The organism is Serratia sp. CY33525, assembly GCF_052169115.1.
GTDB classification, from domain to species: Bacteria; Pseudomonadota; Gammaproteobacteria; order Enterobacterales; family Enterobacteriaceae; genus Serratia; species Serratia sarumanii.
Genome location: NZ_JBJNLK010000007.1, coordinates 1 through 20,648 on the forward strand (window position 1 = coordinate 1; position 20,648 = coordinate 20,648).

The following is a 20,648-nucleotide window of genomic DNA, read 5'->3' on the forward strand; positions in this document are numbered from 1 at the left end:
GAAAATCGCTGTGGCGTCAGGCCTGCGGGCGCGGGATGGGCGTAATGTAGTGGCCGAGGCAATCTACGCCGAAGTTGTCGAACCATTGCTGGCGGCTAACCGGGAGGCGCAGCCGGTGGAAGATGACGGTATTTTTAGGCCTGGTGACGCCGTTGGCGTTTTCAATGTTGGTTGCGAAACCTGCCCTGATCATCTAGTCGCCTGGACTGTTAAAGGCAAGAGCTTGCCAGTTGGTAACTACTGGCTCTACACCGCCCCGCCAGCGCCAGCCAACGCCGTGGCATGGGAAATGCGCTACTGGAGCGACGGTTATAACATCTGGGGAGAGTGGGAGCGCATCACAGCAGAACAGCACGCAGAGATGAGCGTGAAGTACGCGGCGGACAACGATTACGAGTTTCGTGTGCTGTACGATGCACCGCCAGCGCCAGCAGTGCCGGAGGGTGGGAATGATCACGATACCCGACGATAACGAAATCATCTCGCGGCTCAGCATTGTCGGCTCCACGCCGGATTCTGTCGCAAGCCTACTCCGCTGTGCTGGCTACAACGGCATGACCGGTAAAGCTATCCGCCAGCGCTTGATCAAGCTGGAAAAAGAAAACGCCGTTGAGAAAGTCCGCCGTCCTGGCATCCGATCCCCATGCTGGGTGCCAATCACCAAATAGCCCACCGGTAAAAATGAAACCACGAATTCCGCAACGAATCAGCGACAAAGCTGAGGGGGTTCTATGCGCCTACAGGGAGGGCAAAAAGAAACCCAACCAAACCTATCAGCACAAGTATTTGACGCTGCCAGTGGCCCGCTGCTGGCGAATGCTTTCGAAAGACAACGGCAACTCATGGGAGGTCATGAGCCATGAGCGCTACAACAACCAAATCAGGATCTGACATGAACAATTATGAGATGCTGCAATTCCTCATTGATGACGGGGGTTATTACACAGCAGTAGGACATTTCGATTTGCTGAAATCCCAGTTCCCAGAAATTACCGAGAATCACATAAAGTCATTGCGTAGCGCTATCCAACGCTCTCCTCTTGTCGTTTCCAAAAGCAAATTTGCAGAAGGGAAAAAGGCTTTTAAGGTTATCTCCATCGATCCAAGTTACATCACTTACGCCAGGGCAAGACCGCCGACCACGCCAGGGAAAATCACCGATAGCTACATCCGCAGTGAACCGCCGGAAGTGGTGAGAATGATTCTTCTTGTCCAGCAATTCAACCAACTGATCAACCCTATTGCCCACCAGCGCGCCTACTGAACCCGGAGATAACCATGTCATTCAAATACAAATCGTTGGCCCATCAGGCGGCCGAGGCGGAACGTCGCGCGCATTTTGCAGATGCTGCAGACCTATGGCGCCAAGCGATCGATGCGGCGCGGGCGGTAGATGTCGTCTGGGTTAACGTCCGCATAGAGTTTTGCGTCAACGCGGCCGCGCGCTGCTGGGGTAATTCTCAATGATATATCAACTTATCTATGCAGATCCGCCCTGGAGTTACGGCAACACAATCAGCAATGGCGCCGCCGGCAATCACTACAACACGATGAGCATGGCAGACCTGAAGCGCCTACCAGTATGGGCTCTTGCTGCACCGGATAGCGTGCTCGCGATGTGGTACACCGGCAACCACAGCCAGGAGGCGATCGAGCTGGCCGAATCTTGGGGGTTCAGCGTCAGAACGATGAAAGCGTTCACTTGGGTGAAGCTGAACCAGCAGGCCGAACTGCGGTTCAATAAGGCGCTGACGCAGCAAACCATATTCGACTTTACCGACCTGCTCGACATGCTCAACGCAGAAACCCGGATGAATGGCGGCAATTACACGCGCGCCAACTCAGAAGACGTGTTGATCGCCGTTCGCGGCCAGGGCATCGAGCGCGCCAGCGCCTCAGTAAAACAGGTTGTGTTCAGTTGCCTCGGCGAGCACAGCGCGAAACCCTGGGAAGTCCGCCGACGCCTTGAGCTGCTATACGGCGACGTGTCACGAATCGAACTATTCAGCCGTGGCGATGCGCCTGGCTGGGATCATTGGGGGAATCAATGCCCAGTAAACAGCCTGCACCTTCAGCCGGCAGTGTTCAGCAAAACGCTCTCCGATCAGTAGCGAAACGCTGTAACGACGAACTCCACGCCGCGATTAAGCAACACCCGAAAACCCCTTTCGACACCCTATCCCGCCCTATCATCATGAAGCATTTCGCACAGGTCGAACTGCTCGGCATTTCCTTGCCGCGATTCAACTACACGATCGGCATGCTGAATGGGCGTTTTACAGAGAGATGACCATGTCAGAAATCAACATAAACGATGTGCCGTTCACGCTCCCTGAAGCGGCTGCATTCATGAAGAAGTCGCCGAGAACCATTCGAGCACTGATTAAAGAGGGGCTGCTTCATGCCAACAAAAGCGGGAAGAAAGGCGGCGGTAGATGGGAGATTTTAAAGTCCGAGTGCCTTGCATATTACGCAAGAGAGACAGAAAATCGGGCCGTGAATGCAGACGGCCATCAACATAAAGGTAACAACAGATGGCCCTCAAACAACGTTACGGAAATTGGTACTGCGATTTTGTCGAACCGGGCAGTGGTAAAAGAATTAGACGCTGCCTTAACACGACGGACAAACTCCAGGCGCAAGAACTCTACGATCAGCTAAGGGCTGAGGCTTGGCGGGTAAACAAGCTTGGGGAGATAGCGGAGCATACTTTTGAAGAGGCGTGTCTCCGCTGGCTCACGGAGAAAGAAGAGAAAAGGTCATTGGACGACGACCGAACGAAGATAGAGTTTTTCCTTCAGCACTTCGCCGGCAAAACTCTCTCATCTATCACGGAAGATCGGATTATGGCCGCTGTCGCCAAAATGCCCAACAGGAAACATCGTCAAAGATGGGAACTGAAAAAGGCCGCAGCAGAGAGGAGAGGTAAACCGGTGCCTCCATACGAGCCTAAACCAGTATCAGCGGCAACTCGAAGCCAACACCTCTCTTTCATGAGGGGGCTGATGAAAATTGCGGCCGATGAATGGAAGTGGCTACGTAAAGCGCCGGTGATAAAGGTAAGGAAACCTGCAAGCAAGCGTGTTAGGTGGCTAACAAAGGAAGAGGCGGCCACATTGATCAAGTGCATGCCGGAACAGTTTAGGCCCGTTGTCGTTTTTGCTCTGGCAACTGGCCTACGCCGTTCAAATATCATCGATCTCGAATGGTCGCAGGTTGATATGCAAAGAAAGGTGGCATGGATTCACCCAGAGAACGCCAAAGCGGGCAAGGCTATTGGCGTTGCACTGAACGATACCGCATGCCGGACATTACGCGATCAGATCGGCAAACACTCACGGTACGTCTTTGTGCATACGACAGCACGGAAACGACCTGGTGGCGGAGTGACCCCGGCAGTTAGGAAAATGCGGGTTGATGATAACTCAGCATGGAACACTGGGAAACGGAGAGCGGGAATAACTGATTTCCGCTTTCACGATCTGCGGCATACGTGGGCGAGTTGGTTGGTTCAGGCAGGTGTGCCACTTTCGGCACTGCAAGAAATGGGAGGCTGGGAGAGCATAGAAATGGTTCAGCGCTATGCTCACCTATCCCCAACCCATTTAACCGAACATGCGAGAAAAATTGACGAAGTCTTGGCGGGCAATGTCACTAATCTGGCACTTTTGGAAAATCTTGCAGTGGGGGAATGAGCGTAACTCATTGATACTTAATGGCACGCCCTATAGGATTCGAACCTATGACCTACGGCTTAGAAGGCCGTTGCTCTATCCAACTGAGCTAAGGGCGCATTGAGATGCGGCAACCTGCGGCTGCGGGTTGGGATTATACGGTCAGAGGTTAGCGAGTCAATGCCTTTTCATGGCGTTACGGCGGCGGCCGTGCTTTATGGCGTTTTTTCCGCCAGCGCCCGCGCGGCGAGGGTTCCCGTCAACCGGGCGCCGCCATGCTGAGCCAGGCCAAAGCCTATGTAAATCGGCGCACGCTCAGCCCCTTGCCGCCCATCGCCCCGCCGCAGGCAAAGGCGCACGGACTGAACGACCGCCGTAATGTCGCCCCAATCGGCATGCTCAACCACCTGCATGTTGCAGGTCGCCTCCCCTCTTTTCCCCAGAGCGGAGTCAGGGCGTGCGCTGTTTAAAGAAGCCTGGCTCCCCGATGCCCAAACCAGCAACAGCGCGCAGCCTGCCCAGGCACAGCCTTTCATGCGCACAGCCTCCGCCACAGCGCACTCAGGCGCGCCCGCCACGACGGCGCTCCTTCATGCTTGCCGAGCCGATGCAGCGCGGTGAGTTGCGCGCTGTCCGCCGGATGCAGAGAAGAATCGAACACCGTTTCCCCTATGCGTTTAGGCTCCGCCGGTTGCTCGTCAGGCTGATGATGCAACGGGTAAAGCCGGGTTATCGCCCTCATGATCCTGCCCTCTTTCGCCCAGTGAACCGCCCCAGCGTATCCAAGTGCCGGTAAAAATGGCGTAGAGGATCCTGAGGCCGGCATAAAAAAAGCGTAAATCGGCGTCGGCAACGGCCGCGAGGGTGATTCTGCGCCTGACAGCGCGCTCAGCTTCTGCCAGAATAGCGGCATCCCCGCTTTTCTTAATTGATGGATTTCCACACTGATGTCAGCAAAGATTATTGATGGTAAAACGATTGCGCAGCAGGTTAGAAACGAAGTGGCTGAGCAAGTGAAACAACGTCTGGCGGCCGGCAAACGCGCCCCAGGGCTGGCGGTTGTGCTGGTCGGCGAGAACCCGGCTTCGCAAATTTACGTCGCCAGCAAGCGCCGCGCCTGCGATGAAGTCGGCTTCCTTTCCCGCTCCTACGACCTGCCCGCTGCCACCAGTGAAGCCGAGCTGCTGGCGTTGATCGACCAGCTGAACGCCGATGAGGAAATCGACGGCATTCTGGTGCAGCTGCCGCTGCCGGCCGGCATCGATAACGTCAAGGTGCTGGAACGCATCCACCCGGACAAAGACGTCGACGGCTTCCACCCGTACAACGTCGGCCGCCTGTGCCAACGCGCCCCTAAGCTGCGCCCGTGCACGCCGCGCGGTATCGTCACCCTGCTGGAGCGTTATAACATCGATACCTACGGCCTGAACGCCGTGGTGGTCGGCGCCTCCAACATCGTCGGCCGCCCGATGAGCATGGAGCTGCTGCTGGCCGGCTGCACCACCACCGTCACCCACCGCTTCACCAAGAATCTGCGTCACCACGTCGAGAACGCCGATCTGCTGGTGGTGGCGGTCGGCAAACCGGGCTTCATCCCGGGCGACTGGATCAAACCGGGCGCCATCGTGGTGGACGTCGGCATCAACCGCTTGGAAAGCGGTAAAGTGGTGGGCGATGTCGATTTCGACGCCGCCAGCGAGCGCGCCGCCTACATCACCCCGGTGCCGGGTGGCGTTGGCCCGATGACCGTTGCTACACTGATCCAAAATACCTTGCAGGCCTGCGAGGAATATCACGACGTTCAACCTAAATAAGTAAGGCAGTATGGAAATTTTCAATCTGGACAATCATCCCCACGTCGAACTGTGCGATCTGCTGAAGTTCCAGGGCTGGTGTGAAAGCGGCGGCGCCGCCAAAGAAGTCATCGCTGAAGGGCAGGTGAAAGTCGACGGCAAGGTCGAAACCCGCAAGCGCTGCAAGATCGTCGCCGATCAGGTGGTGGAGTTCAACGGCGGCAAGGTCATGGTTAAACCCTGACCCGCAGCCATAGAAAAAGGCGCTGAATTCAGCGCCTTTTTTGTTTTTCCCTGCGGCTGGATTACTTACGGCGCCAGGTGGTGCCCTGCGGGCCGTCTTCCAGCACGATGTTCATCTCGTTCAACCGATCGCGGGCGGCATCCGCCAGCGCCCAATCCTTCGCGGCGCGCGCTTCGTTACGCTGTTTGATCAGCGCTTCGATCTCCGCCACTTCGCCGTCGTCAACCTGAGCGCCCCCTTGCAGGAACTGCTCCGGCTCCTGCTGCAGCAGGCCGAGCACCTTCGCCAGCTTGCGCAGTTCCGCCGCCATGCCGTTGGCCGCCGCCATGTCTTCACCCTTGAGGCGGTTAACCTCGCGCGCCAGATCGAACAGCGCCGAGTAGGCTTCCGGGGTGTTGAAGTCGTCGTCCATCGCTTCGCGGAAGCGGGCTTCGAACGCTTCGCCGCCGGCCGGCGCGGCGTCGGCGTCGGTGCCGCGCAGCGCGGTATAGAGGCGCTCCAGCGCGGTGCGCGCCTGCTTGAGGTTCTCTTCGCTGTAGTTCAGCTGGCTGCGATAGTGGCCGGACATCAGGAAGTAACGCACCGTCTCCGCATCGTAATGGCCGAGCACGTCGCGGATGGTGAAGAAGTTATCCAGCGATTTGGACATCTTCTCTTTGTCGATCATCACCATGCCGGAGTGCATCCAGTAATTGACGTACGGGCCGTCGTGGGCGCAGCTCGACTGTGCGATCTCGTTCTCGTGGTGCGGGAACATCAGATCGGAACCGCCGCCGTGAATGTCGAAGTGGGTGCCCAGCTGTTTGCAGTTCATGGCGGAGCATTCGATGTGCCAGCCCGGACGGCCCGGCCCCCACGGCGACTGCCAGCTCGGCTCGCCCGGCTTGGACATCTTCCACAGCACGAAGTCCATCGGGTTGCGCTTCACGTCGTCGATCTCCACGCGCGCGCCGGCCTGCAGCTGATCCAGATCCTGACGCGACAGCAGCCCGTATTGCGGATCGCTGTCGATGGAGAACATCACGTCGCCGTTGCTGGCCACGTAGGCGTGATCGCGATCGATCAGGCGCTGGGTGATCTCGATGATCTCGGCGATGTGCTGAGTCGCGCGCGGTTCTTGATCCGGGCGATCGATCAGCAGCGCGTCGAAGTCGGCGTGCATTTCCGCCAGCATGCGTTCGGTCAGCTGGTCGCAGGTCTCATGATTTTCCGCCGCGCGGCGGATGATTTTGTCGTCCACGTCGGTGACGTTGCGCACGTAGTTCAGCGAATAGCCGAGGTAGCGCAGGTAACGCGCCACCACGTCGAAAGCGACAAAGGTACGACCGTGCCCGATGTGACACAGGTCATAGATGGTTACCCCGCACACGTACATGCCCACTTTCCCGGCATGAATGGGTTTGAATTCCTCTTTTTGACGACTCAGGGTATTAAAAATCTTTAGCATCGGGAGATTCCGTGGTGTGCGTGATAACAAAAAAGATAACCGGGCTTCAGGTTTCCGCCCGGTAGCGTATTGAAACCTGAAGCCTGATCTATTGCAAGGTTAAGGCCATGCTTTGCTGATTTCACGCGAATAAAATGCGCGAAATTCGGCGGCCGGCGTAATTGTTATAATATAACACAAATGCGATTACCACAGACAGTGCGCGGTTGAGCCGCTGCTGACTCGCTGGGGCGGATATGTTATAAGGGCGGTCTGAATGTTCACTCGCTTTACGTGACGTCTCACTTCACCTTGTTAGGATTAAAACTATGGTTACTTTCCACACCAATCACGGCGATATCGTTATCAAGACCTTTGCTGACAAAGCGCCGGTTACCGTTGAAAACTTCCTGAACTACTGCCGCGCCGGTTTCTACGACAACACCATCTTCCACCGTGTGATCAACGGCTTCATGATCCAGGGTGGCGGTTTCGAGCCGGGCATGAACCAGAAAGCGACCAACGCGGCCATCAAGAACGAAGCCAACAACGGTCTGAAAAACACCATCGGCACCCTGGCAATGGCGCGCACCAACGATCCGCACTCCGCCACCGCACAGTTCTTCATCAACGTGGCTGACAACGACTTCCTGAACTTCCGTGGCGAAAACGTGCAGGGCTGGGGCTACTGCGTGTTTGCTGAAGTGGTTGAAGGCATGGACGTGGTCAACAAGATCAAAGGCGTGAAAACCGGCCGCAGCGGCATGCACCAGGACGTACCGGTAGAAGACGTGGTGATCAACAGCGTGACCGTCAGCGAGTAATCGCGGCTGCATGAGTACGCTGTTCATCGCAGATCTGCACTTGTGCGCACAGGAACCGGCAATCACTGCCGGTTTTCTGCGTTTTTTACGGCGCGAAGCGGTGCACGCCGACGCGCTGTACATCCTTGGCGACCTGTTTGAAGCCTGGATCGGCGACGACGATCCCGAGCCGCTGCACGCGGAGATCGCCGCGGCGCTGAAAGCGCTGCAACAGGCCGGCGTGCCCTGCTACTTCATCCACGGCAACCGCGATTTTCTGCTCGGCAAACGCTTCGCCCGCGCCAGCGGCATGCAGCTGCTGCCGGAAGAGAAAGTGCTGGAGCTGTACGGCCGCAGGATCCTGATCCTGCACGGCGACACCCTGTGCACCGACGATCACGCCTATCAGCAATTCCGCCGTAAAGTGCACAACCCGCTGATTCAAAAATTGTTCCTGGCGCTGCCGCTGCGCTGGCGATTGAAGATCGCCGCCAAAATGCGCGCCCGCAGCCAGCAATCCAACCAGGACAAGTCGGAAGCCATCATGGACGTCAACCCGCAGGCGGTCGAGCAAAGCATGCTGCGCCACGACGTGCACTGGATGATCCACGGCCATACCCATCGCCCGGCGGTGCACCGGCTGGCGTTGAGCAACGGCGAAGCCCATCGCGCGGTACTGGGCGCCTGGCACGTCGAAGGATCGATGATCAAAGTCAGCGCCGACGCCGTCGAGCTGATCCAATTCCCATTCTGAATTCCGGACTGGCGCGCGAGTGAAAATTCGCGCTTTCGACGGTGAAAACCGGCGACGCAACCGTTTTCCTCGCCGTGCGCTCATGGTATGCTCTACGCCCTCATTCGGCCCTCAGCCGACGCCAGACAAATCACAGGAGCCTTACACCCATGGGAGCCAACGCTGCTTCAGCCGCCACTACCGGGGCGAAAATCGCAATTGTAATGGGATCGAAAAGTGACTGGGCCACCATGCAGTTCGCCGCCGAAGTCCTGACCCAGCTCGATGTCCCCTTCCATGTCGAAGTCGTTTCCGCCCACCGCACGCCGGACAAGCTGTTCAGCTTCGCCGAGCAGGCTACCGCCAACGGTTTTGACGTGATCATCGCCGGCGCCGGCGGTGCGGCGCACCTGCCGGGCATGCTGGCGGCGAAAACCCTGGTGCCGGTGCTGGGTGTGCCGGTGCAAAGCGCCGCGCTGAGCGGCGTAGACAGCCTGTACTCCATCGTGCAGATGCCGCGCGGCATTCCGGTGGGCACGCTGGCGATCGGCAAAGCCGGCGCCGCCAACGCCGGGCTGTTGGCGATGCAGATCCTGGCGCTGCACGACGCCGCGCTGGCGCAGCGTTTGGCGGACTGGCGTCAGGCGCAGACCGAAGACGTTTTGAACCACCCCGATCCGCGGGAGGATGCATGAAGCCGGTTTGCGTACTGGGCAATGGCCAGCTGGGGCGCATGCTGCGCCAGGCAGGCGAACCGCTGGGCATCGCCGTTTACCCTGTCGGCATCGATGCCGAGCCCGAAGCGGTGCCGTATCAGAATAGCGTCATTACCGCCGAGATCGAACGCTGGCCGGAAACCGCGCTGACGCGCGAGCTGGCGACCCACAGCGCCTTCGTCAACCGCGACATTTTCCCGCGCCTGGCGGATCGCCTGACGCAAAAACAGCTGCTCGATCAGCTCGGCCTGGCGACCGCGCCGTGGCAGCTGCTGGCGAGCGCCGCCGAATGGCCGCAGGTATTCGCTTCGCTGGGCGAGCTGGCGATCGTCAAACGCCGGGTCGGTGGCTATGACGGCCGCGGCCAGTGGCGCTTGCGTCCGGGCCAGGAAGCCGAACTGCCGGCCGACGCCTATGGCGAGTGCATCGTCGAGCAAGGCATCAATTTCTCCGGCGAAGTGTCGCTGGTGGGCGCGCGCGGCCACGACGGCCGTTCGGTATTCTACCCGCTGACCCACAACCTGCATGAAGACGGCATCCTGCGCACCAGCGTGGCGCTGCCGCAGCCCAACCCGGCGCTGCAGCAACAGGCCGAGCAGATGCTGGCGGCGATCCTGAACGAGCTGAACTACGTCGGCGTGATGGCGATGGAGTGCTTTATCGTCGGCGATCGGCTGCTGATCAACGAACTGGCGCCGCGCGTGCACAACAGCGGCCACTGGACGCAAAACGGCGCGTCCATCAGCCAGTTCGAGCTGCACCTGCGCGCTATTCTCGGCCTGCCGCTGCCGCAGCCGGTGGTGAGCACGCCGTCGGTGATGGTCAATCTGATCGGCACCGCCGTCAACGAACAGTGGCTGTCACTGCCGCTGGTGCATCTGCACTGGTATGAGAAAGAGGTGCGCCCGGGCCGCAAGGTCGGCCATCTCAATCTGAACGACCCGAGCGCCGCCGTTCTGCGCCAGGCGCTGCAGGCGCTGGCGCCGCTGCTGCCGGGCGAATACCAAAGCGGGCTGGCCTGGGCGCAGCAGAAGCTGCTCTAAGGCTGCTGCCGCAGCAGCAGAAAGCAAAAGGGGCCCTGTTCATTCAGGTGCCCCTTTTCATCTTCCTGAGATTGATGTGCCCATTTCGCGATACCGGCACCCGGCCTTTCATGTCCGCTATCCTTTCTTTGTGTTTTACAGCCGCGCTTTGTTTTCAGAACACTAATTCCCCGGGCGACAAGAACGGGTAAATTTCTGTTCAGTGACGATCGTTCCCCATTGATTGCCGATTTCTTCCTGCATCAGCTCAAAGCCAAAAGATTCATACAGCCGACGTGCGGCATCCAGTCCCTTGAACGTCCAGAGATGAACGGCCGAAAAACCCAAGCGATCGCAGAAAGCCATCGCGTTACTGAGCAGTTGGCGCCCTACGCCGCTTCCACGGCATCCTTCATCCAGTATGAACCAACGCAGATGGGCAGCGTTCTGCCCCAAAGCCTGCCCATCAATGGCCACCGATCCCACGATACGGTCATTGAGCATGGCCAGCCAAATCTGATTACCTGGCGGGTCCAGACGGCCGGTGAATTCCGCGAGGCCTGCAGCCACCTGACTCTCGAAGAACGCCCCGAAACCGGCGTGGCGGGAGTAAAACTCGGCATGCATTTCAGTGATTCGACCAATCATACCTGTCTGATAACCGGAACGAATGGTGAAAGGCGTCTGCAAAGTTTGTCCGGTGGCAAGACGGTGCGTTTGCAGGGCACCGGCATAGGCGCTCAGTCCCTGAGCAACGGTTTGTTGCTGCAATGGGTGCAGATGCGCCAGCGCCGTCGTAACCTGTTGCCGCCCATAGGCGTGGATCCTGGCCACCGTCTGTCTGCCGGTTGCTGAAAGACAGAGTGGTTTCAAACGGGTGTCATCTTCTCCGGCGGTTTCAATCAGCAATCCTGCCCGCATCAGTTTACCGACCATCCGACTGACGCTGGATTTATCCAGACCGAGTACCAGTACCAGCTGAGCGGCGGTCATCATTTCCTGCCGCTCGATTTCAAGAAGCGCATGTACAGCGGATGGGGAAAATTCAGTGCCTGCCAACGTCGTACGCATGAATCCTAATTCCCGCACTATGGTTCGGGAAGCCGTACGTATCGTTTCTATCAGAGAGTCTTCATTCATGTTTATGTATCTCGCAGAGAGCCGATGAACGCCCAAATAGTTGCAATATACAACCATATAGTTGCTTTATACAACTTACTTTAAAGTTCAATCGGCCATCGTAAGCGCTAACAACCAAGGCAGCGCCACGCCCTTTGCAATTGAACAGTCTGGGTTTTGGCAAGATTGCGGCAGCCCGAGAGCTGCCCCTAATCTTGCTTTACCTCAGCCATCATAACTGCGGAACAGCGCCCGGCCGCGCAGCAGGCGCACGCCCAGCCAGCCGCCGCACAGCGACAGCAGCAGCGCGCTGGCCAGCGGCAACGCCCACCACAGCACCGGCGTCGGCGTCCACGGGAAGTCGAACACCCGGCTCTGCAGCAGCCACAGCGCCGCCTCGGCGCCCACCGCCGCCGCGATGCCCGCCACCAGCCCCAGCAGGGCGAACTCGCACCACAGCGTGCGGCGCAGCAGCCGTTTGCCGGCGCCCAGCGTGCGATACACCACCAGCTCCTGGCGGCGCTGACGCATGCCGACCTGCACCTGTGCCAGCAGCAGCAGGCCGCCGCACAGCACCACCAGCACCACCATCACCTCCAGCGCGCGACTGACCTGCTGCAGCACGCCGCCGACCTGTTTCAGGATCGCGCCGATGTCCATCAGGCTGAGCGTCGGGAACTGGCGGTTGAGCTGGGTCAGCATCTGACCGTCGCCGTCGTAGCGGAAGCTGGTAAGCCAGGTCTGCGGCTGGCCGTCCAGCCCGCCCGGCGGGAAGATAAAGTAAAAGTTCGGCTTCAGGCTTTCCCAATCCACCTGGCGCAGGCTGGTGACTTTGGCGCTGAACGCCTGGGTATCGCCGCTGAAGGTCAGCGTGTCGCCCAGCGTGATCTTCAGCCGCCCGGCAATGCCTTCATCCATCGAAACCTCGCCGGTTTTCGGCGGCCAATTGCCCGCCACCAGCGGATTGTGATCCGGCAGATCGGCCAACCAGGTCAGGTTCAGCTCGCGGTTCACCGCCTCGCCGCCCGGATCGTCTTCATGCACCCGCTCGGTCGCCAGCTGCTGGTTTATCTCGGTCAGGCGCACCCGGACGATCGGATAATAGGTTTCCGGCTTGATCTGGTGCTGCTGCAGGAAGGTTTTAACCTGCGGCACCTGCGCCTCGGTCATGTTGAGCAGGAAATAGTTCGGGCTATCCGGCGGCAGCTGTTGCTGCCAGCGGTCGAGCAAATCGCCGCGCAGCACCAGCAACAGCGCCAGCAGCATAAACGACAGCGAGAACGCCGCCAGCTGGCTGATGGTCACCCACGGCTGATGCAGCAGGCGGTTGACCGCCAGCCGCAGCGCCAGGCTCTTGAGCGTGATGCGGCGCAGCAGCTGCAGGCTGCCCCAGTCGATGCCGCCCAGCAGCAGCGCCAGCACCGCCATGCCCGCCAAGATCGCCCACAGCAGCGTGCTGGCCCCCATGAGTGTCACCAGCAGCGCCACCACGATCGCCGCCGTCACCGGCAGGAAGTAGCGCAGCGGCCAGACGTTGGCCACCACATCGCGGCGCAGCACCCGCAGCGGTTGGGTGGCCAGCAGTTGACGGTACGGCCGCAGCCCGACCAGCAGCGAAATCAGCACCAGCGCGCCGAGCGCCCACAGCCACGGCCAGGCGCCGGCGGCGGGCAACGCGGCCGGCAACACCGGCTTCAGCAGGCGAATCAACAGCGCTTCAAACGCCAGCCCGATCGCCCCGCCGCACACCGCCGCCAGCGCCATCACCGCCAGCCACTGGCCGACGATCAGCTTACGCAGCGCGCCGCGCCCGGCGCCAAGGGTTTTCAGCACCGCGATCAGATCGTAGCGGCTGCGACAATAGTGGCTCATCGCCACCGCCACGGCGGCGATCGACAACAGCAGCGTCAGCAGGGCCGACAGCAGCAGGAACTGTTGGGATCGCTGCAGCGACTTGCCGAGCGCGCTGCCGGACTCCTGCAGCCCGAACCAGCGCTGATCCGGCGTCAACTGCGGCGTCAGCCGCTCCTCGTAACGCTGAATATCCGGCTCGGCGCCGGCGAACATGTAGCGGTAGGTCAGGCGACTGCCCGGCTGCACCGCGCCGGTCTTATCGACGTCCGCCAGGTTGATCATGATGCGCGGCGCGGTCTGGAACGGGTTGAAGCCGGCGTCCGGCTCCTGAATGATTTCACCGGCGATGCGCAGCGTGGTGTCGCCCACCTCGAGCGAATCCCCCACTTTCACGTTCAGCAGCGCCAGCAGACGCGGCGCCACCAGCACGCTGCCCGGTTCGGGCTTGATGTTGGCCGGGCGCGTTTCCAGCTTGCCATACAGCGGATAGGCCAAATCGGTGGCTTTCACGTCCGCCAGCTGCGGCCGGTCGCCGGCATAGGTCATGGTGGTGAACGACAGCTGGCGGCTCAGCGTCAGCCCCTGCTGCTGCGCGTCCAGCAGCCAGCCTTCCGGCACCGGATGCGCGCTGCGCAGCACCCGATCGCCGGCGATAAAATCGCGGCTCTGCTGGCTGAGCCCTTTGTCCATGCGATCGCTGATGCTGCCCAGCGCCAGCACGCAGGCCACGGAGAGCGTCAACGCCAGCCAAACGATCAGCAGCGACGGCGAGCGCCATTCGCGCCAGAACCAGCGCCAGATCATGCTTCCTCCCACAGCTTGCCTTCACGCAGCCGCAGCCGCCGCTGGCAGCGCGCCGCCAGGGTTTCGTCATGGGTCACCAGGATCAGGGTGGTGTCAAAATCGCGGTTGAGAGAGAACAACAGGTCGGCGATGCGATCGCCGGTCTGGCGATCGAGGTTGCCGGTCGGTTCATCGGCGAACAGCACCCGCGGCCGGCCGCTGAAGGCGCGCGCCAGCGCCACGCGCTGCTGCTCGCCGCCGGACAGCTGCGCCGGCAGGTGATCGAGCCGTTTGCCCAATCCCAGCTGTTCCAGCAGCTGCACCGCCTGCTCGCGGCTCTGCCTGTCGCTCTCGCCACGCAGCAGCGCCGGCAGCTGCACGTTTTCCAGCGCGTTCAGCGTCGGCACCAGCATGAACGACTGAAACACGAAGCCGACGTTCCTGGCGCGCAGCGCGGCGCGGCCTTCTTCGTCCAGCGCGGTCAGCGACTCGCCCAGCAGGCGCACCTCGCCCTCGCTGCCGTCATCCAGCCCGGCCAAAATGCCCAGCAGGGTCGATTTCCCCGATCCGGATTCGCCGATCAGGGCGATCGTCTGCGCGGGTTTGACAAGCAGCTCGACTCCGGTAAGGATGGTGAGCTGATGCTCACCCTGACCAACGTGTTTACTAAGATGATGAACTTCAAGAACGTTTTCCGCTGGCATCTTCCCTTCCTTTTGCTGTTGGGATTATTCAGTTTACGCGCTGTCGCTGCCGATACCTTGTTGATTTTGGGCGACAGTTTAAGCGCCGGCTACCGCCTGCCGATCGAGCGGGCCTGGCCGACGCTGTTGGCCGAACAGTGGCAGAAAAAACCGGGCGCGCCGCAGCTGGTCAACGCCAGCATCAGCGGCGACACCGCCGCACAGGGGCTGGCGCGTCTGCCCGCGCTGCTGAAACAGCATCAGCCACGCTGGGTGCTGATCGAGCTGGGCGCCAACGACGGCCTGCGCGGTTTCCCGGCACCGGACATGCAGCGCGATCTCGGCCAGATCATCACGCGGGTGCAGCAGGCCGGCGCACAGCCGCTGCTGATGCAGATCCGCATCCCGCCGAACTACGGCCGCCGCTATACCGAAGCGTTCAGCGCCGTCTACCCGGCGCTGGCCAGGCAGTTCAACATTCCGCTGCTGCCGTTCTATATGGAACAGGTGGTGGTGAAGCCGGAATGGATGCAGGATGACGGATTGCACCCCAATGGGGACGCCCAGCCGTTTATCGCCACCTGGATGGCGGAGCGCCTGGAACCGCTAGTAAAACATGAGTCTAACTAAATTAGGGTCGTACACTAGGTAAAGTTATGCAAAAAGCAGTATTGATAACCGGCTGCTCCAGCGGAATTGGATTGATTGCGGCGCAGGATCTGCGCAACCGCGGCTACCGGGTGCTGGCCGCCTGCCGCAAGCCGCAGGACGTGGAAAACATGCGCCAGCTCGGGCTGGAAGGCATCGAGCTGGATCTGGACGACAGCGCCAGCGTCGGGCGCGCCGCCGCCGAGGTGATCGCGCTGACCGGCGGCCGTCTGTACGGCCTGTTCAACAACGGCGGCTTCGGCGTTTACGGCCCGCTCAGCGGCATCTCGCGCAGCCAGCTGGAGCGGCAGTTCGCCACCAACCTGTTCGGCACCCACCAGTTGACCCAGCTGCTGCTGCCGGCGATGTTGCCGCACGGCGAAGGGCGCATTATCCAGACCAGCTCGGTGATGGGCCTGGTCTCCAGCGCCGGGCGCGGCGCCTACGCCGCCAGCAAGTTCGCGCTGGAAGCCTGGTCGGACGCGCTGCGCATGGAGCTGCACGGCAGCGGCATTCAGGTCAGCCTGATCGAACCGGGGCCGATTTCCACCCACTTTAGCCAGAACGTCAATCAGACGCAGAGCGACAAGCCGGTGCATAACCCCGGCATCGCCAAGCGCCTGACGCTGCCGCCGGAGGCCATTCTGCCCAAGCTGCGCCACGCGCTGGAAAGCCCGCGCGCCAAACTGCGCTACCCGGTGACCCTGCTGGCGCACGCCATGAGCGTGCTGCGCCGCATTCTGCCGGGCCGCTGTCTGGATTGGCTGCTGCGCAGCAACGCTTAATTCGCCCGCCGGGGTTGAAGAATGGCGGCGCGCCCCCATCTACACCCCATGGCTCCGCACGATCAGAGAGAAAAAAGATGCTAGCTCAAGCTGTTGTTGATATTAACGAAACTAACCTGCACCAGACGCTGGAACAGTCGATGTCCATTCCGGTGCTGTTCTACTTCTGGTCCGAGCGCAGCCAACACTGCCTGCAGCTCACGCCGGTGCTCGACAAACTGGCGGCGGAATACGCCGGCCAGTTCATTCTGGCCAAGGTGGACTGCGACGCCGAACAGATGATCGCCTCCCAATTCGGGCTGCGTTCCATTCCGACCGTCTACCTGTTCAAAGACGGTCAGCCGGTCGACGGCTTCCAGGGCCCGCAGCCGGAAGAAGCGATCCGCGACTTGCTGCAGCGTTTCCTGCCGAAGGAAGAAGATCTGAAACTGGCGCAGGCGCAGGAACTGCTGGCCGCCGGCAACGCTGCCGAAGCGCTGCCGCTGCTGAAAGACGCCTGGCAGAGCAGCCAACAGCGCAGCGACATCGGCCTGACCCTGGCCGAAACCCAGATCGCGCTCAGCCGCAGCGAAGACGCCGAAGCGGTGCTGGCAACCATCCCGCTGCAGGATCGCGATACCCGCTATCAGGGCCTGGTGGCGCAGATTGAACTGTTGAAGCAGGCGGCGGACACGCCGGAAATCCAACAGCTGCAACAGCAGGTGCAGCAGCAGCCGGGCAACGTCGAGCTGGCGGTGCAGCTGGCGCTGCAGCTGCATCAGGTCGGGCGTAACGAAGAAGCGCTGGAACTGCTGATGGGGCATCTGAAGAAAGATCTGGCCGCCGCCAACGGCAACGCGCGCAAGACCCTGATGGACATTCTGGCCGCGCTCGGCACCGGCGACGCGCTGGCCGCTAAGTATCGCCGCCAGCTGTACTCCCTGCTGTACTGATATACCCTTCGTCTTTCCAGCCGCATCGTTGTTGGCTGCACGTTCGAACCCCAGTCACTTAGTTATCTAAGCTCCTGGGGTTTCTCACGTTTGCCGCCTAGACGCAACTGGAAATCCATTGGGTATATGTGTTGTCCCAAAGTAAATATTGAAGGGTATCCCCTAAATAGTTCGAGTTGCATCAAGGCGGCAAGTTTGTAAGTCCCCGGGAACTTACTCAAGTAAGCGACCGGGGCGCGCAAACGCAGCCAACACAGATGCAGCTTGAAATATGACGGGGATATCAGCGATAGACCCGCACCCCGCCTTCCACGCCCGCCGGGCTGAACAACACCTGCCAAAGCTGAATGTTGCGCGAACGGAACGCGCCGGCGCAGGCGTTCAGGTAATAAGTGAACATGCGTTCGAAGCGCTCGGAATAGCCGCCGGCCAACTCTGGCCACGCCCGTTTGAAGTTCTCCAGCCAGGCCATCAGCGTGCGATCGTAATCGGCGCCAAAGTTGTGCCAATCCTCCATCACGAAACGCCCTTCGCTGGCCTCGGCGATATGCCGCACCGAAGGCAGGCAGCCGTTGGGGAAGATGTATTTGTCTATCCAGGCGTCGACGTTGAGATCGGTCTGATTGGAACCGATGGTGTGCAGCAGGAACAGGCCGTCGGGCTTCAGGTTGCGCGCCGCGACGCTGAAATAGGTCTCGTAGTTTTTCGGCCCGACGTGCTCGAACATGCCGACCGACACGATGCGATCGAACTGGCGATCCAGATCGCGGTAATCCTGCAGCAAGATCTCGACGTCCAGCCCGGCGCAGCGTGCCTGCGCCAGCTTCTGCTGCTCGGCGGAAATGGTCACGCCGTGCACCGAGACGCCGTAGTTTTGCGCCGCAAACTGCGCCAGCCCGCCCCAGCCGCAGCCGATATCCAGCAGCGTCATGCCCGGTTTCAGCTGCAGTTTCTCGCAGATCATCCGCAGCTTGGCCTGCTGCGCCTGCTCCAGCGTCTGCGCCTCTTTCCAGTAACCGCAGGAGTATTGCATGTAGGGATCGAGCATCGCCCGGAACAGGTCGTTGCCGATGTCGTAGTGCTCTTTGCCCACCTGCCAGGCGCGCTTGCGCGATTGGCGGTTGAACAGCCGGGCATAGGCGATGCGCGCGATGTCGCTCAGGCTTTTCGGCAGCCGCTCATCGACGCCGGCCTGCAGAATGCGGGTGAACAGCATGTCCAGCCGTTCGCACTCCCACCAGCCGTCCATATAGCCTTCGCCGAAACCGAGCGAGCCTTCCTGCAAAATGCGTTTGAACAGCGCCGGGTTGTGCACCCGGATATCCCAGGCGCGCGGGCCGTTGATGGCGACGCCGGCTTCCGCCAACATCTCCTCCACAATGCGATACCAGCGATCCTTCTTCTGGGCGAGTTCATCAACACTGAGCGAATCCATAACAATCCTTGGCCGAAATGTCATTTCAAAAAGCATAGTCGCAAATAAAAATGACAAATTTTTGACGGTAAACACCGGGGTGTTTTTACTCTAGCCAAGGCGAGCAACATCATGAAATGAATAAAAATTATTGAAATCATGCCATTTAGGCATACTTATCCGCGCCAGCGCGGGCGCGGATAAACCGACGGCGGCTAAGGCAAAATAGAGGTGCCGGCCTGGCCCGCCAGCACCGCGTCGATATCCTGCAGGCCACCGATATGGGCCGTGCGCCCGGTGCGATCGACGAAGCGGCTGACCGCCATGATCTTCGGCCCCATGGCGCCGTCCGCCACCGCCATCGGCGCCAGCTCCTGCGTGGTGGCGCGCCGAATGGCGCGCTGGCGCGGCGTGCCCCACTCCTGATATACCGCGTCGGCGTCGGTGAGGATCACCAGATGATCGGCTCCCACCTGCTCCGCCAACAGCGCCGCCGCCAGATCTTTGTCGATCACCGCTTCGCTGCCCGTCAGCCCACGCTCGCCGGCGATCATCGGGATGCCGCCACCGCCGTTGCAGATCACGATGTGCCGCTGCGCCAGCAGCAGCGTGATCGCCTCGATGTCGAGGATCTTTTGCGGCGCCGGCGAAGGCACCACCCGGCGGATGTAGTTGCCGTCCGCCTTCAGCGTCCAGCCGTATTTGGCCTCCAGCGCCTGCCGCTGTTCCGGCGCATACACCGGCCCGATGAACTTGCTCGGCGCCAGATAATCCGCATCCTGCGCATCCACCAGCACCCGCGTCAGCAGCGTGGACACCGGTTGCTGCGGATGGCTGGCGCTCAACTGCTGCGCCAGCATATAGCCGATCATGCCCTGGCTTTCGGCCACCAGAATATCCAGCGGATAGGGCGGCACGTCGCGGTACGCCAGGTTCTGCAACGCCAGCAGCCCCACCTGCGGCCCGTTGCCGTGTACGATGGCAATGCGGTATTTCTGCGCCAGCTTGCCGATGGCGTCGGCGATGAGGGCGATGCTCTTATACTGATTTTCCGCAGAGAGCACGGCTCCGCGCTGCAACAGGGCGTTGCCGCCCAACGCAATGACCAAGGTTTTCATGGTTTGCACCCGTAGTTGAAATCATACCGTTCCGGCCGGATCCGCGATCCGGCCCTCGTGTTCACACCGCGCGCCGCACAGTGCGTTAATCGTCGTCACCCCCAGCCACACGCCCAGCAGCGTGTCCGCTCCCGAAAAGTGCCCCAGGCTCAGCACCGCCGCCACCGCCGCCGATACCTCTTCAGGCGCCCGCAGCCCCCGCGCCAGCGCATGCAGCGGCGTGGCGAACACGCCCTGTTCGGCGTAACGCAGGTAGTGCGCACTCACCAGCGTGGTCAGCGCGTCCAGCGGTGGCGTCTGGGCGAAAAACGGCGCCAGCCCGGTAACCGGGATGCGGCTGTCGAGGTAGGCGCTCAGCAGCAGGCCGAGCAAGGTGTCGTCGTTGCTCGGCGTCAGCCCCGGCCCCTTGCCCAGCGCCTGGTGCCAGTCGACCGTGTCGCCCCGCAGCCAACGGGAAAAATCCCGCGCCAGCGCGGCCGGCTCCGGCGTTAACGGCCGCTTCACCAATCGGCCCAGCTCGCCGTGTAACCCGCACTGCGCCGTGCAGCGCTGCAATACCGCCGTCAGCGGCCGATCGGCAATGGCCGCGCGCGATGTCAGCGCCAGATCCCGCGCCGCCGCGGCGGGCCGCACCAGGAGCGCATCCAACGTGATGCCTGCGGCGGAGAAGGCGCAGCGCCCTACGGACGGCACCGCACGCCGCACGCGATCGAAATCCCGCGCGCCGAGCTGCCACCCCATCGGGCTCAGGCCGCTGCCGGCGCGGTGCAGCGTCAGCAGCCGCGCGCGTTCCGTCAGGAAATTGATCGCGTTGTTGAAGCTGCCGACGCAGCGCAGCGCGCCGTAGTCTTGCGTCGCATGGCGGCTGCCGGCCAACGCGATAATGTCCATACGCCCCTCC

25 protein-coding genes, 1 tRNA gene and 1 pseudogene are annotated in these 20,648 nt (G+C 60.9%); 17 read left to right on the plus strand and 10 right to left on the minus strand.

Annotated features, from left to right (window positions below):
* The 8 genes and pseudogenes from ACJ8IM_RS17000 to ACJ8IM_RS17035 form a co-directional block, all read left to right on the plus strand.
* A partial coding sequence (locus tag ACJ8IM_RS17000) for a hypothetical protein (protein WP_442516241.1) occupies positions 1 to 472 on the plus strand: 472 nt, incomplete at its 5' end.
* The gene (locus ACJ8IM_RS17005; RefSeq protein ID WP_442516242.1) at positions 450 to 668 is read left to right on the plus strand and encodes a hypothetical protein; all 219 of its coding nucleotides are present in this window, start codon (positions 450 to 452) and stop codon (positions 666 to 668) included. The genes ACJ8IM_RS17000 and ACJ8IM_RS17005, both read left to right, overlap by 23 nt.
* Positions 669 to 681: 13 nt before the next feature.
* Positions 682 to 891, plus strand: coding sequence for a ParE family toxin-like protein (locus ACJ8IM_RS17010; protein ID WP_442516243.1), 210 nt, complete (start codon positions 682 to 684; stop codon positions 889 to 891).
* 1 nt (position 892) lies between these two features.
* The gene (locus tag ACJ8IM_RS17015) at positions 893 to 1,264 is read left to right on the plus strand and encodes a hypothetical protein (protein ID WP_442516244.1); all 372 of its coding nucleotides are present in this window, start codon (positions 893 to 895) and stop codon (positions 1,262 to 1,264) included.
* Between the two features lie 14 nt (positions 1,265 to 1,278).
* Positions 1,279 to 1,467, plus strand: a complete 189-nt coding sequence (locus ACJ8IM_RS17020) for an ANR family transcriptional regulator (protein WP_442516245.1) — start codon at positions 1,279 to 1,281, stop codon at positions 1,465 to 1,467.
* Entirely contained in the window at positions 1,464 to 2,111 is a 648-nt protein-coding gene (locus ACJ8IM_RS17025) for an MT-A70 family methyltransferase (RefSeq protein ID WP_442516246.1), read from the plus strand. The genes ACJ8IM_RS17020 and ACJ8IM_RS17025 overlap by 4 nt, the downstream gene beginning before the upstream one ends.
* Positions 2,112 to 2,292: 181 nt before the next feature.
* A pseudogene (locus ACJ8IM_RS17030) lies at positions 2,293 to 2,457 on the plus strand (helix-turn-helix domain-containing protein); the annotation flags it as partial.
* Between the two features lie 77 nt (positions 2,458 to 2,534).
* A complete protein-coding gene (locus tag ACJ8IM_RS17035; protein ID WP_354620529.1) occupies positions 2,535 to 3,695 on the plus strand; it encodes a tyrosine-type recombinase/integrase in 1,161 nt (386 codons plus the stop codon).
* A 21-nt stretch (positions 3,696 to 3,716) separates the two neighbouring features.
* Here the strand turns inward: ACJ8IM_RS17035 and ACJ8IM_RS17040 are convergent.
* From ACJ8IM_RS17040 to ACJ8IM_RS17050, 3 genes are all read right to left on the minus strand, one after another.
* Positions 3,717 to 3,793 (minus strand) — tRNA-Arg (locus ACJ8IM_RS17040).
* A 96-nt stretch (positions 3,794 to 3,889) separates the two neighbouring features.
* On the minus strand, positions 3,890 to 4,087 hold the full coding sequence (locus ACJ8IM_RS17045; RefSeq protein ID WP_141240924.1) for a hypothetical protein: 198 nt from the start codon (positions 4,085 to 4,087) through the stop codon (positions 3,890 to 3,892).
* Between the two features lie 119 nt (positions 4,088 to 4,206).
* A complete protein-coding gene (locus tag ACJ8IM_RS17050) occupies positions 4,207 to 4,416 on the minus strand; it encodes a hypothetical protein (protein WP_072008393.1) in 210 nt (69 codons plus the stop codon).
* A gap of 205 nt (positions 4,417 to 4,621) precedes the next feature.
* Between ACJ8IM_RS17050 and folD the strand changes: the two genes are divergently transcribed.
* Positions 4,622 to 5,488, plus strand: coding sequence for a bifunctional methylenetetrahydrofolate dehydrogenase/methenyltetrahydrofolate cyclohydrolase FolD (gene folD, locus ACJ8IM_RS17055; RefSeq protein WP_004940177.1), 867 nt, complete (start codon positions 4,622 to 4,624; stop codon positions 5,486 to 5,488).
* 10 nt (positions 5,489 to 5,498) lie between these two features.
* Positions 5,499 to 5,711 (plus strand): ribosome-associated protein YbcJ, encoded by a 213-nt coding sequence (gene ybcJ / locus ACJ8IM_RS17060; protein ID WP_033637394.1) that lies wholly within the window; start codon positions 5,499 to 5,501, stop codon positions 5,709 to 5,711.
* 61 nt (positions 5,712 to 5,772) lie between these two features.
* Here ybcJ and cysS read toward each other — a convergent pair whose 3' ends face one another.
* Positions 5,773 to 7,158, minus strand: a complete 1,386-nt coding sequence (gene cysS, locus ACJ8IM_RS17065; RefSeq protein ID WP_033637393.1) for a cysteine--tRNA ligase — start codon at positions 7,156 to 7,158, stop codon at positions 5,773 to 5,775.
* A 308-nt stretch (positions 7,159 to 7,466) separates the two neighbouring features.
* On the opposite strand from cysS, the gene ppiB reads away from it, so the two are divergent.
* The 4 genes from ppiB (at position 7,467) to purK (ending at position 10,432) form a co-directional block, all read left to right on the plus strand.
* A complete protein-coding gene (gene ppiB / locus ACJ8IM_RS17070) occupies positions 7,467 to 7,961 on the plus strand; it encodes a peptidylprolyl isomerase B (protein ID WP_016928800.1) in 495 nt (164 codons plus the stop codon).
* A 10-nt stretch (positions 7,962 to 7,971) separates the two neighbouring features.
* The gene (locus tag ACJ8IM_RS17075) at positions 7,972 to 8,694 is read left to right on the plus strand and encodes a UDP-2,3-diacylglucosamine diphosphatase (protein WP_033653218.1); all 723 of its coding nucleotides are present in this window, start codon (positions 7,972 to 7,974) and stop codon (positions 8,692 to 8,694) included.
* A gap of 149 nt (positions 8,695 to 8,843) precedes the next feature.
* On the plus strand, positions 8,844 to 9,368 hold the full coding sequence (gene purE, locus ACJ8IM_RS17080; RefSeq protein ID WP_033653219.1) for a 5-(carboxyamino)imidazole ribonucleotide mutase: 525 nt from the start codon (positions 8,844 to 8,846) through the stop codon (positions 9,366 to 9,368).
* Positions 9,365 to 10,432, plus strand: a complete 1,068-nt coding sequence (purK, locus tag ACJ8IM_RS17085) for a 5-(carboxyamino)imidazole ribonucleotide synthase (protein ID WP_033653220.1) — start codon at positions 9,365 to 9,367, stop codon at positions 10,430 to 10,432. Before purE ends, purK begins: the two co-directional genes overlap by 4 nt.
* A gap of 162 nt (positions 10,433 to 10,594) precedes the next feature.
* Here purK and ACJ8IM_RS17090 read toward each other — a convergent pair whose 3' ends face one another.
* The 3 genes from ACJ8IM_RS17090 to ybbA form a co-directional block, all read right to left on the minus strand.
* Entirely contained in the window at positions 10,595 to 11,551 is a 957-nt protein-coding gene (locus tag ACJ8IM_RS17090) for a bifunctional helix-turn-helix transcriptional regulator/GNAT family N-acetyltransferase (RefSeq protein WP_033653358.1), read from the minus strand.
* A gap of 204 nt (positions 11,552 to 11,755) precedes the next feature.
* Positions 11,756 to 14,188, minus strand: a complete 2,433-nt coding sequence (gene ybbP / locus ACJ8IM_RS17095; RefSeq protein ID WP_442516247.1) for a putative ABC transporter permease subunit YbbP — start codon at positions 14,186 to 14,188, stop codon at positions 11,756 to 11,758.
* Positions 14,185 to 14,871 (minus strand): putative ABC transporter ATP-binding protein YbbA, encoded by a 687-nt coding sequence (gene ybbA, locus ACJ8IM_RS17100; RefSeq protein ID WP_004940192.1) that lies wholly within the window; start codon positions 14,869 to 14,871, stop codon positions 14,185 to 14,187. The genes ybbP and ybbA overlap by 4 nt, the downstream gene beginning before the upstream one ends.
* Here ybbA and tesA point away from each other — a divergent pair.
* The 3 genes from tesA (at position 14,842) to ACJ8IM_RS17115 (ending at position 17,215) form a co-directional block, all read left to right on the plus strand.
* A complete protein-coding gene (gene tesA / locus ACJ8IM_RS17105; protein ID WP_160866764.1) occupies positions 14,842 to 15,480 on the plus strand; it encodes a multifunctional acyl-CoA thioesterase I/protease I/lysophospholipase L1 in 639 nt (212 codons plus the stop codon). The genes ybbA and tesA overlap by 30 nt on opposite strands.
* A gap of 26 nt (positions 15,481 to 15,506) precedes the next feature.
* Positions 15,507 to 16,283, plus strand: coding sequence for an SDR family oxidoreductase (locus tag ACJ8IM_RS17110; RefSeq protein ID WP_033653222.1), 777 nt, complete (start codon positions 15,507 to 15,509; stop codon positions 16,281 to 16,283).
* A 77-nt stretch (positions 16,284 to 16,360) separates the two neighbouring features.
* A complete protein-coding gene (locus ACJ8IM_RS17115; RefSeq protein WP_033647233.1) occupies positions 16,361 to 17,215 on the plus strand; it encodes a co-chaperone YbbN in 855 nt (284 codons plus the stop codon).
* Between the two features lie 283 nt (positions 17,216 to 17,498).
* On the opposite strand, the gene cfa is transcribed toward ACJ8IM_RS17115, so the two are convergent.
* The 3 genes from cfa to ACJ8IM_RS17130 form a co-directional block, all read right to left on the minus strand.
* Positions 17,499 to 18,650: a cyclopropane fatty acyl phospholipid synthase gene (gene cfa / locus ACJ8IM_RS17120; RefSeq protein ID WP_033637384.1), complete on the minus strand. Its 1,152-nt coding sequence runs from the start codon at positions 18,648 to 18,650 to the stop codon at positions 17,499 to 17,501.
* A gap of 194 nt (positions 18,651 to 18,844) precedes the next feature.
* The gene (locus tag ACJ8IM_RS17125) at positions 18,845 to 19,747 is read right to left on the minus strand and encodes a carbamate kinase (protein WP_033653223.1); all 903 of its coding nucleotides are present in this window, start codon (positions 19,745 to 19,747) and stop codon (positions 18,845 to 18,847) included.
* Between the two features lie 21 nt (positions 19,748 to 19,768).
* The gene (locus ACJ8IM_RS17130; RefSeq protein ID WP_033653224.1) at positions 19,769 to 20,638 is read right to left on the minus strand and encodes a DUF2877 domain-containing protein; all 870 of its coding nucleotides are present in this window, start codon (positions 20,636 to 20,638) and stop codon (positions 19,769 to 19,771) included.
* Positions 20,639 to 20,648 lie beyond the last annotated feature (10 nt).

Excerpts from the sequence above, each read along its gene's own strand:
- ACJ8IM_RS17005 (WP_442516242.1), top strand. The coding sequence starts at position 450 with ATGATCACGATACCCGACGATAACGAAATCATCTCGCGGCTCAGCATT.
- ACJ8IM_RS17010 (WP_442516243.1), top strand. The coding sequence starts at position 682 with ATGAAACCACGAATTCCGCAACGAATCAGCGACAAAGCTGAGGGGGTT.
- ACJ8IM_RS17015 (WP_442516244.1), top strand. The coding sequence starts at position 893 with ATGAACAATTATGAGATGCTGCAATTCCTCATTGATGACGGGGGTTAT.
- ACJ8IM_RS17020 (WP_442516245.1), top strand. The coding sequence starts at position 1,279 with ATGTCATTCAAATACAAATCGTTGGCCCATCAGGCGGCCGAGGCGGAA.
- ACJ8IM_RS17025 (WP_442516246.1), top strand. The coding sequence starts at position 1,464 with ATGATATATCAACTTATCTATGCAGATCCGCCCTGGAGTTACGGCAAC.
- ACJ8IM_RS17035 (WP_354620529.1), top strand. The coding sequence starts at position 2,535 with ATGGCCCTCAAACAACGTTACGGAAATTGGTACTGCGATTTTGTCGAA.
- ACJ8IM_RS17045 (WP_141240924.1), bottom strand. The coding sequence starts at position 4,087 with ATGCAGGTGGTTGAGCATGCCGATTGGGGCGACATTACGGCGGTCGTT.
- ACJ8IM_RS17050 (WP_072008393.1), bottom strand. The coding sequence starts at position 4,416 with ATGAGGGCGATAACCCGGCTTTACCCGTTGCATCATCAGCCTGACGAG.
- folD (WP_004940177.1), top strand. The coding sequence starts at position 4,622 with ATGTCAGCAAAGATTATTGATGGTAAAACGATTGCGCAGCAGGTTAGA.
- ybcJ (WP_033637394.1), top strand. The coding sequence starts at position 5,499 with ATGGAAATTTTCAATCTGGACAATCATCCCCACGTCGAACTGTGCGAT.
- cysS (WP_033637393.1), bottom strand. The coding sequence starts at position 7,158 with ATGCTAAAGATTTTTAATACCCTGAGTCGTCAAAAAGAGGAATTCAAA.
- ppiB (WP_016928800.1), top strand. The coding sequence starts at position 7,467 with ATGGTTACTTTCCACACCAATCACGGCGATATCGTTATCAAGACCTTT.
- ACJ8IM_RS17075 (WP_033653218.1), top strand. The coding sequence starts at position 7,972 with ATGAGTACGCTGTTCATCGCAGATCTGCACTTGTGCGCACAGGAACCG.
- purE (WP_033653219.1), top strand. The coding sequence starts at position 8,844 with ATGGGAGCCAACGCTGCTTCAGCCGCCACTACCGGGGCGAAAATCGCA.
- purK (WP_033653220.1), top strand. The coding sequence starts at position 9,365 with ATGAAGCCGGTTTGCGTACTGGGCAATGGCCAGCTGGGGCGCATGCTG.
- ACJ8IM_RS17090 (WP_033653358.1), bottom strand. The coding sequence starts at position 11,551 with ATGAATGAAGACTCTCTGATAGAAACGATACGTACGGCTTCCCGAACC.
- ybbP (WP_442516247.1), bottom strand. The coding sequence starts at position 14,188 with ATGATCTGGCGCTGGTTCTGGCGCGAATGGCGCTCGCCGTCGCTGCTG.
- tesA (WP_160866764.1), top strand. The coding sequence starts at position 14,842 with ATGAACTTCAAGAACGTTTTCCGCTGGCATCTTCCCTTCCTTTTGCTG.
- ybbA (WP_004940192.1), bottom strand. The coding sequence starts at position 14,871 with ATGCCAGCGGAAAACGTTCTTGAAGTTCATCATCTTAGTAAACACGTT.
- ACJ8IM_RS17110 (WP_033653222.1), top strand. The coding sequence starts at position 15,507 with ATGCAAAAAGCAGTATTGATAACCGGCTGCTCCAGCGGAATTGGATTG.
- ACJ8IM_RS17115 (WP_033647233.1), top strand. The coding sequence starts at position 16,361 with ATGCTAGCTCAAGCTGTTGTTGATATTAACGAAACTAACCTGCACCAG.
- cfa (WP_033637384.1), bottom strand. The coding sequence starts at position 18,650 with ATGGATTCGCTCAGTGTTGATGAACTCGCCCAGAAGAAGGATCGCTGG.
- ACJ8IM_RS17125 (WP_033653223.1), bottom strand. The coding sequence starts at position 19,747 with ATGAAAACCTTGGTCATTGCGTTGGGCGGCAACGCCCTGTTGCAGCGC.
- ACJ8IM_RS17130 (WP_033653224.1), bottom strand. The coding sequence starts at position 20,638 with ATGGACATTATCGCGTTGGCCGGCAGCCGCCATGCGACGCAAGACTAC.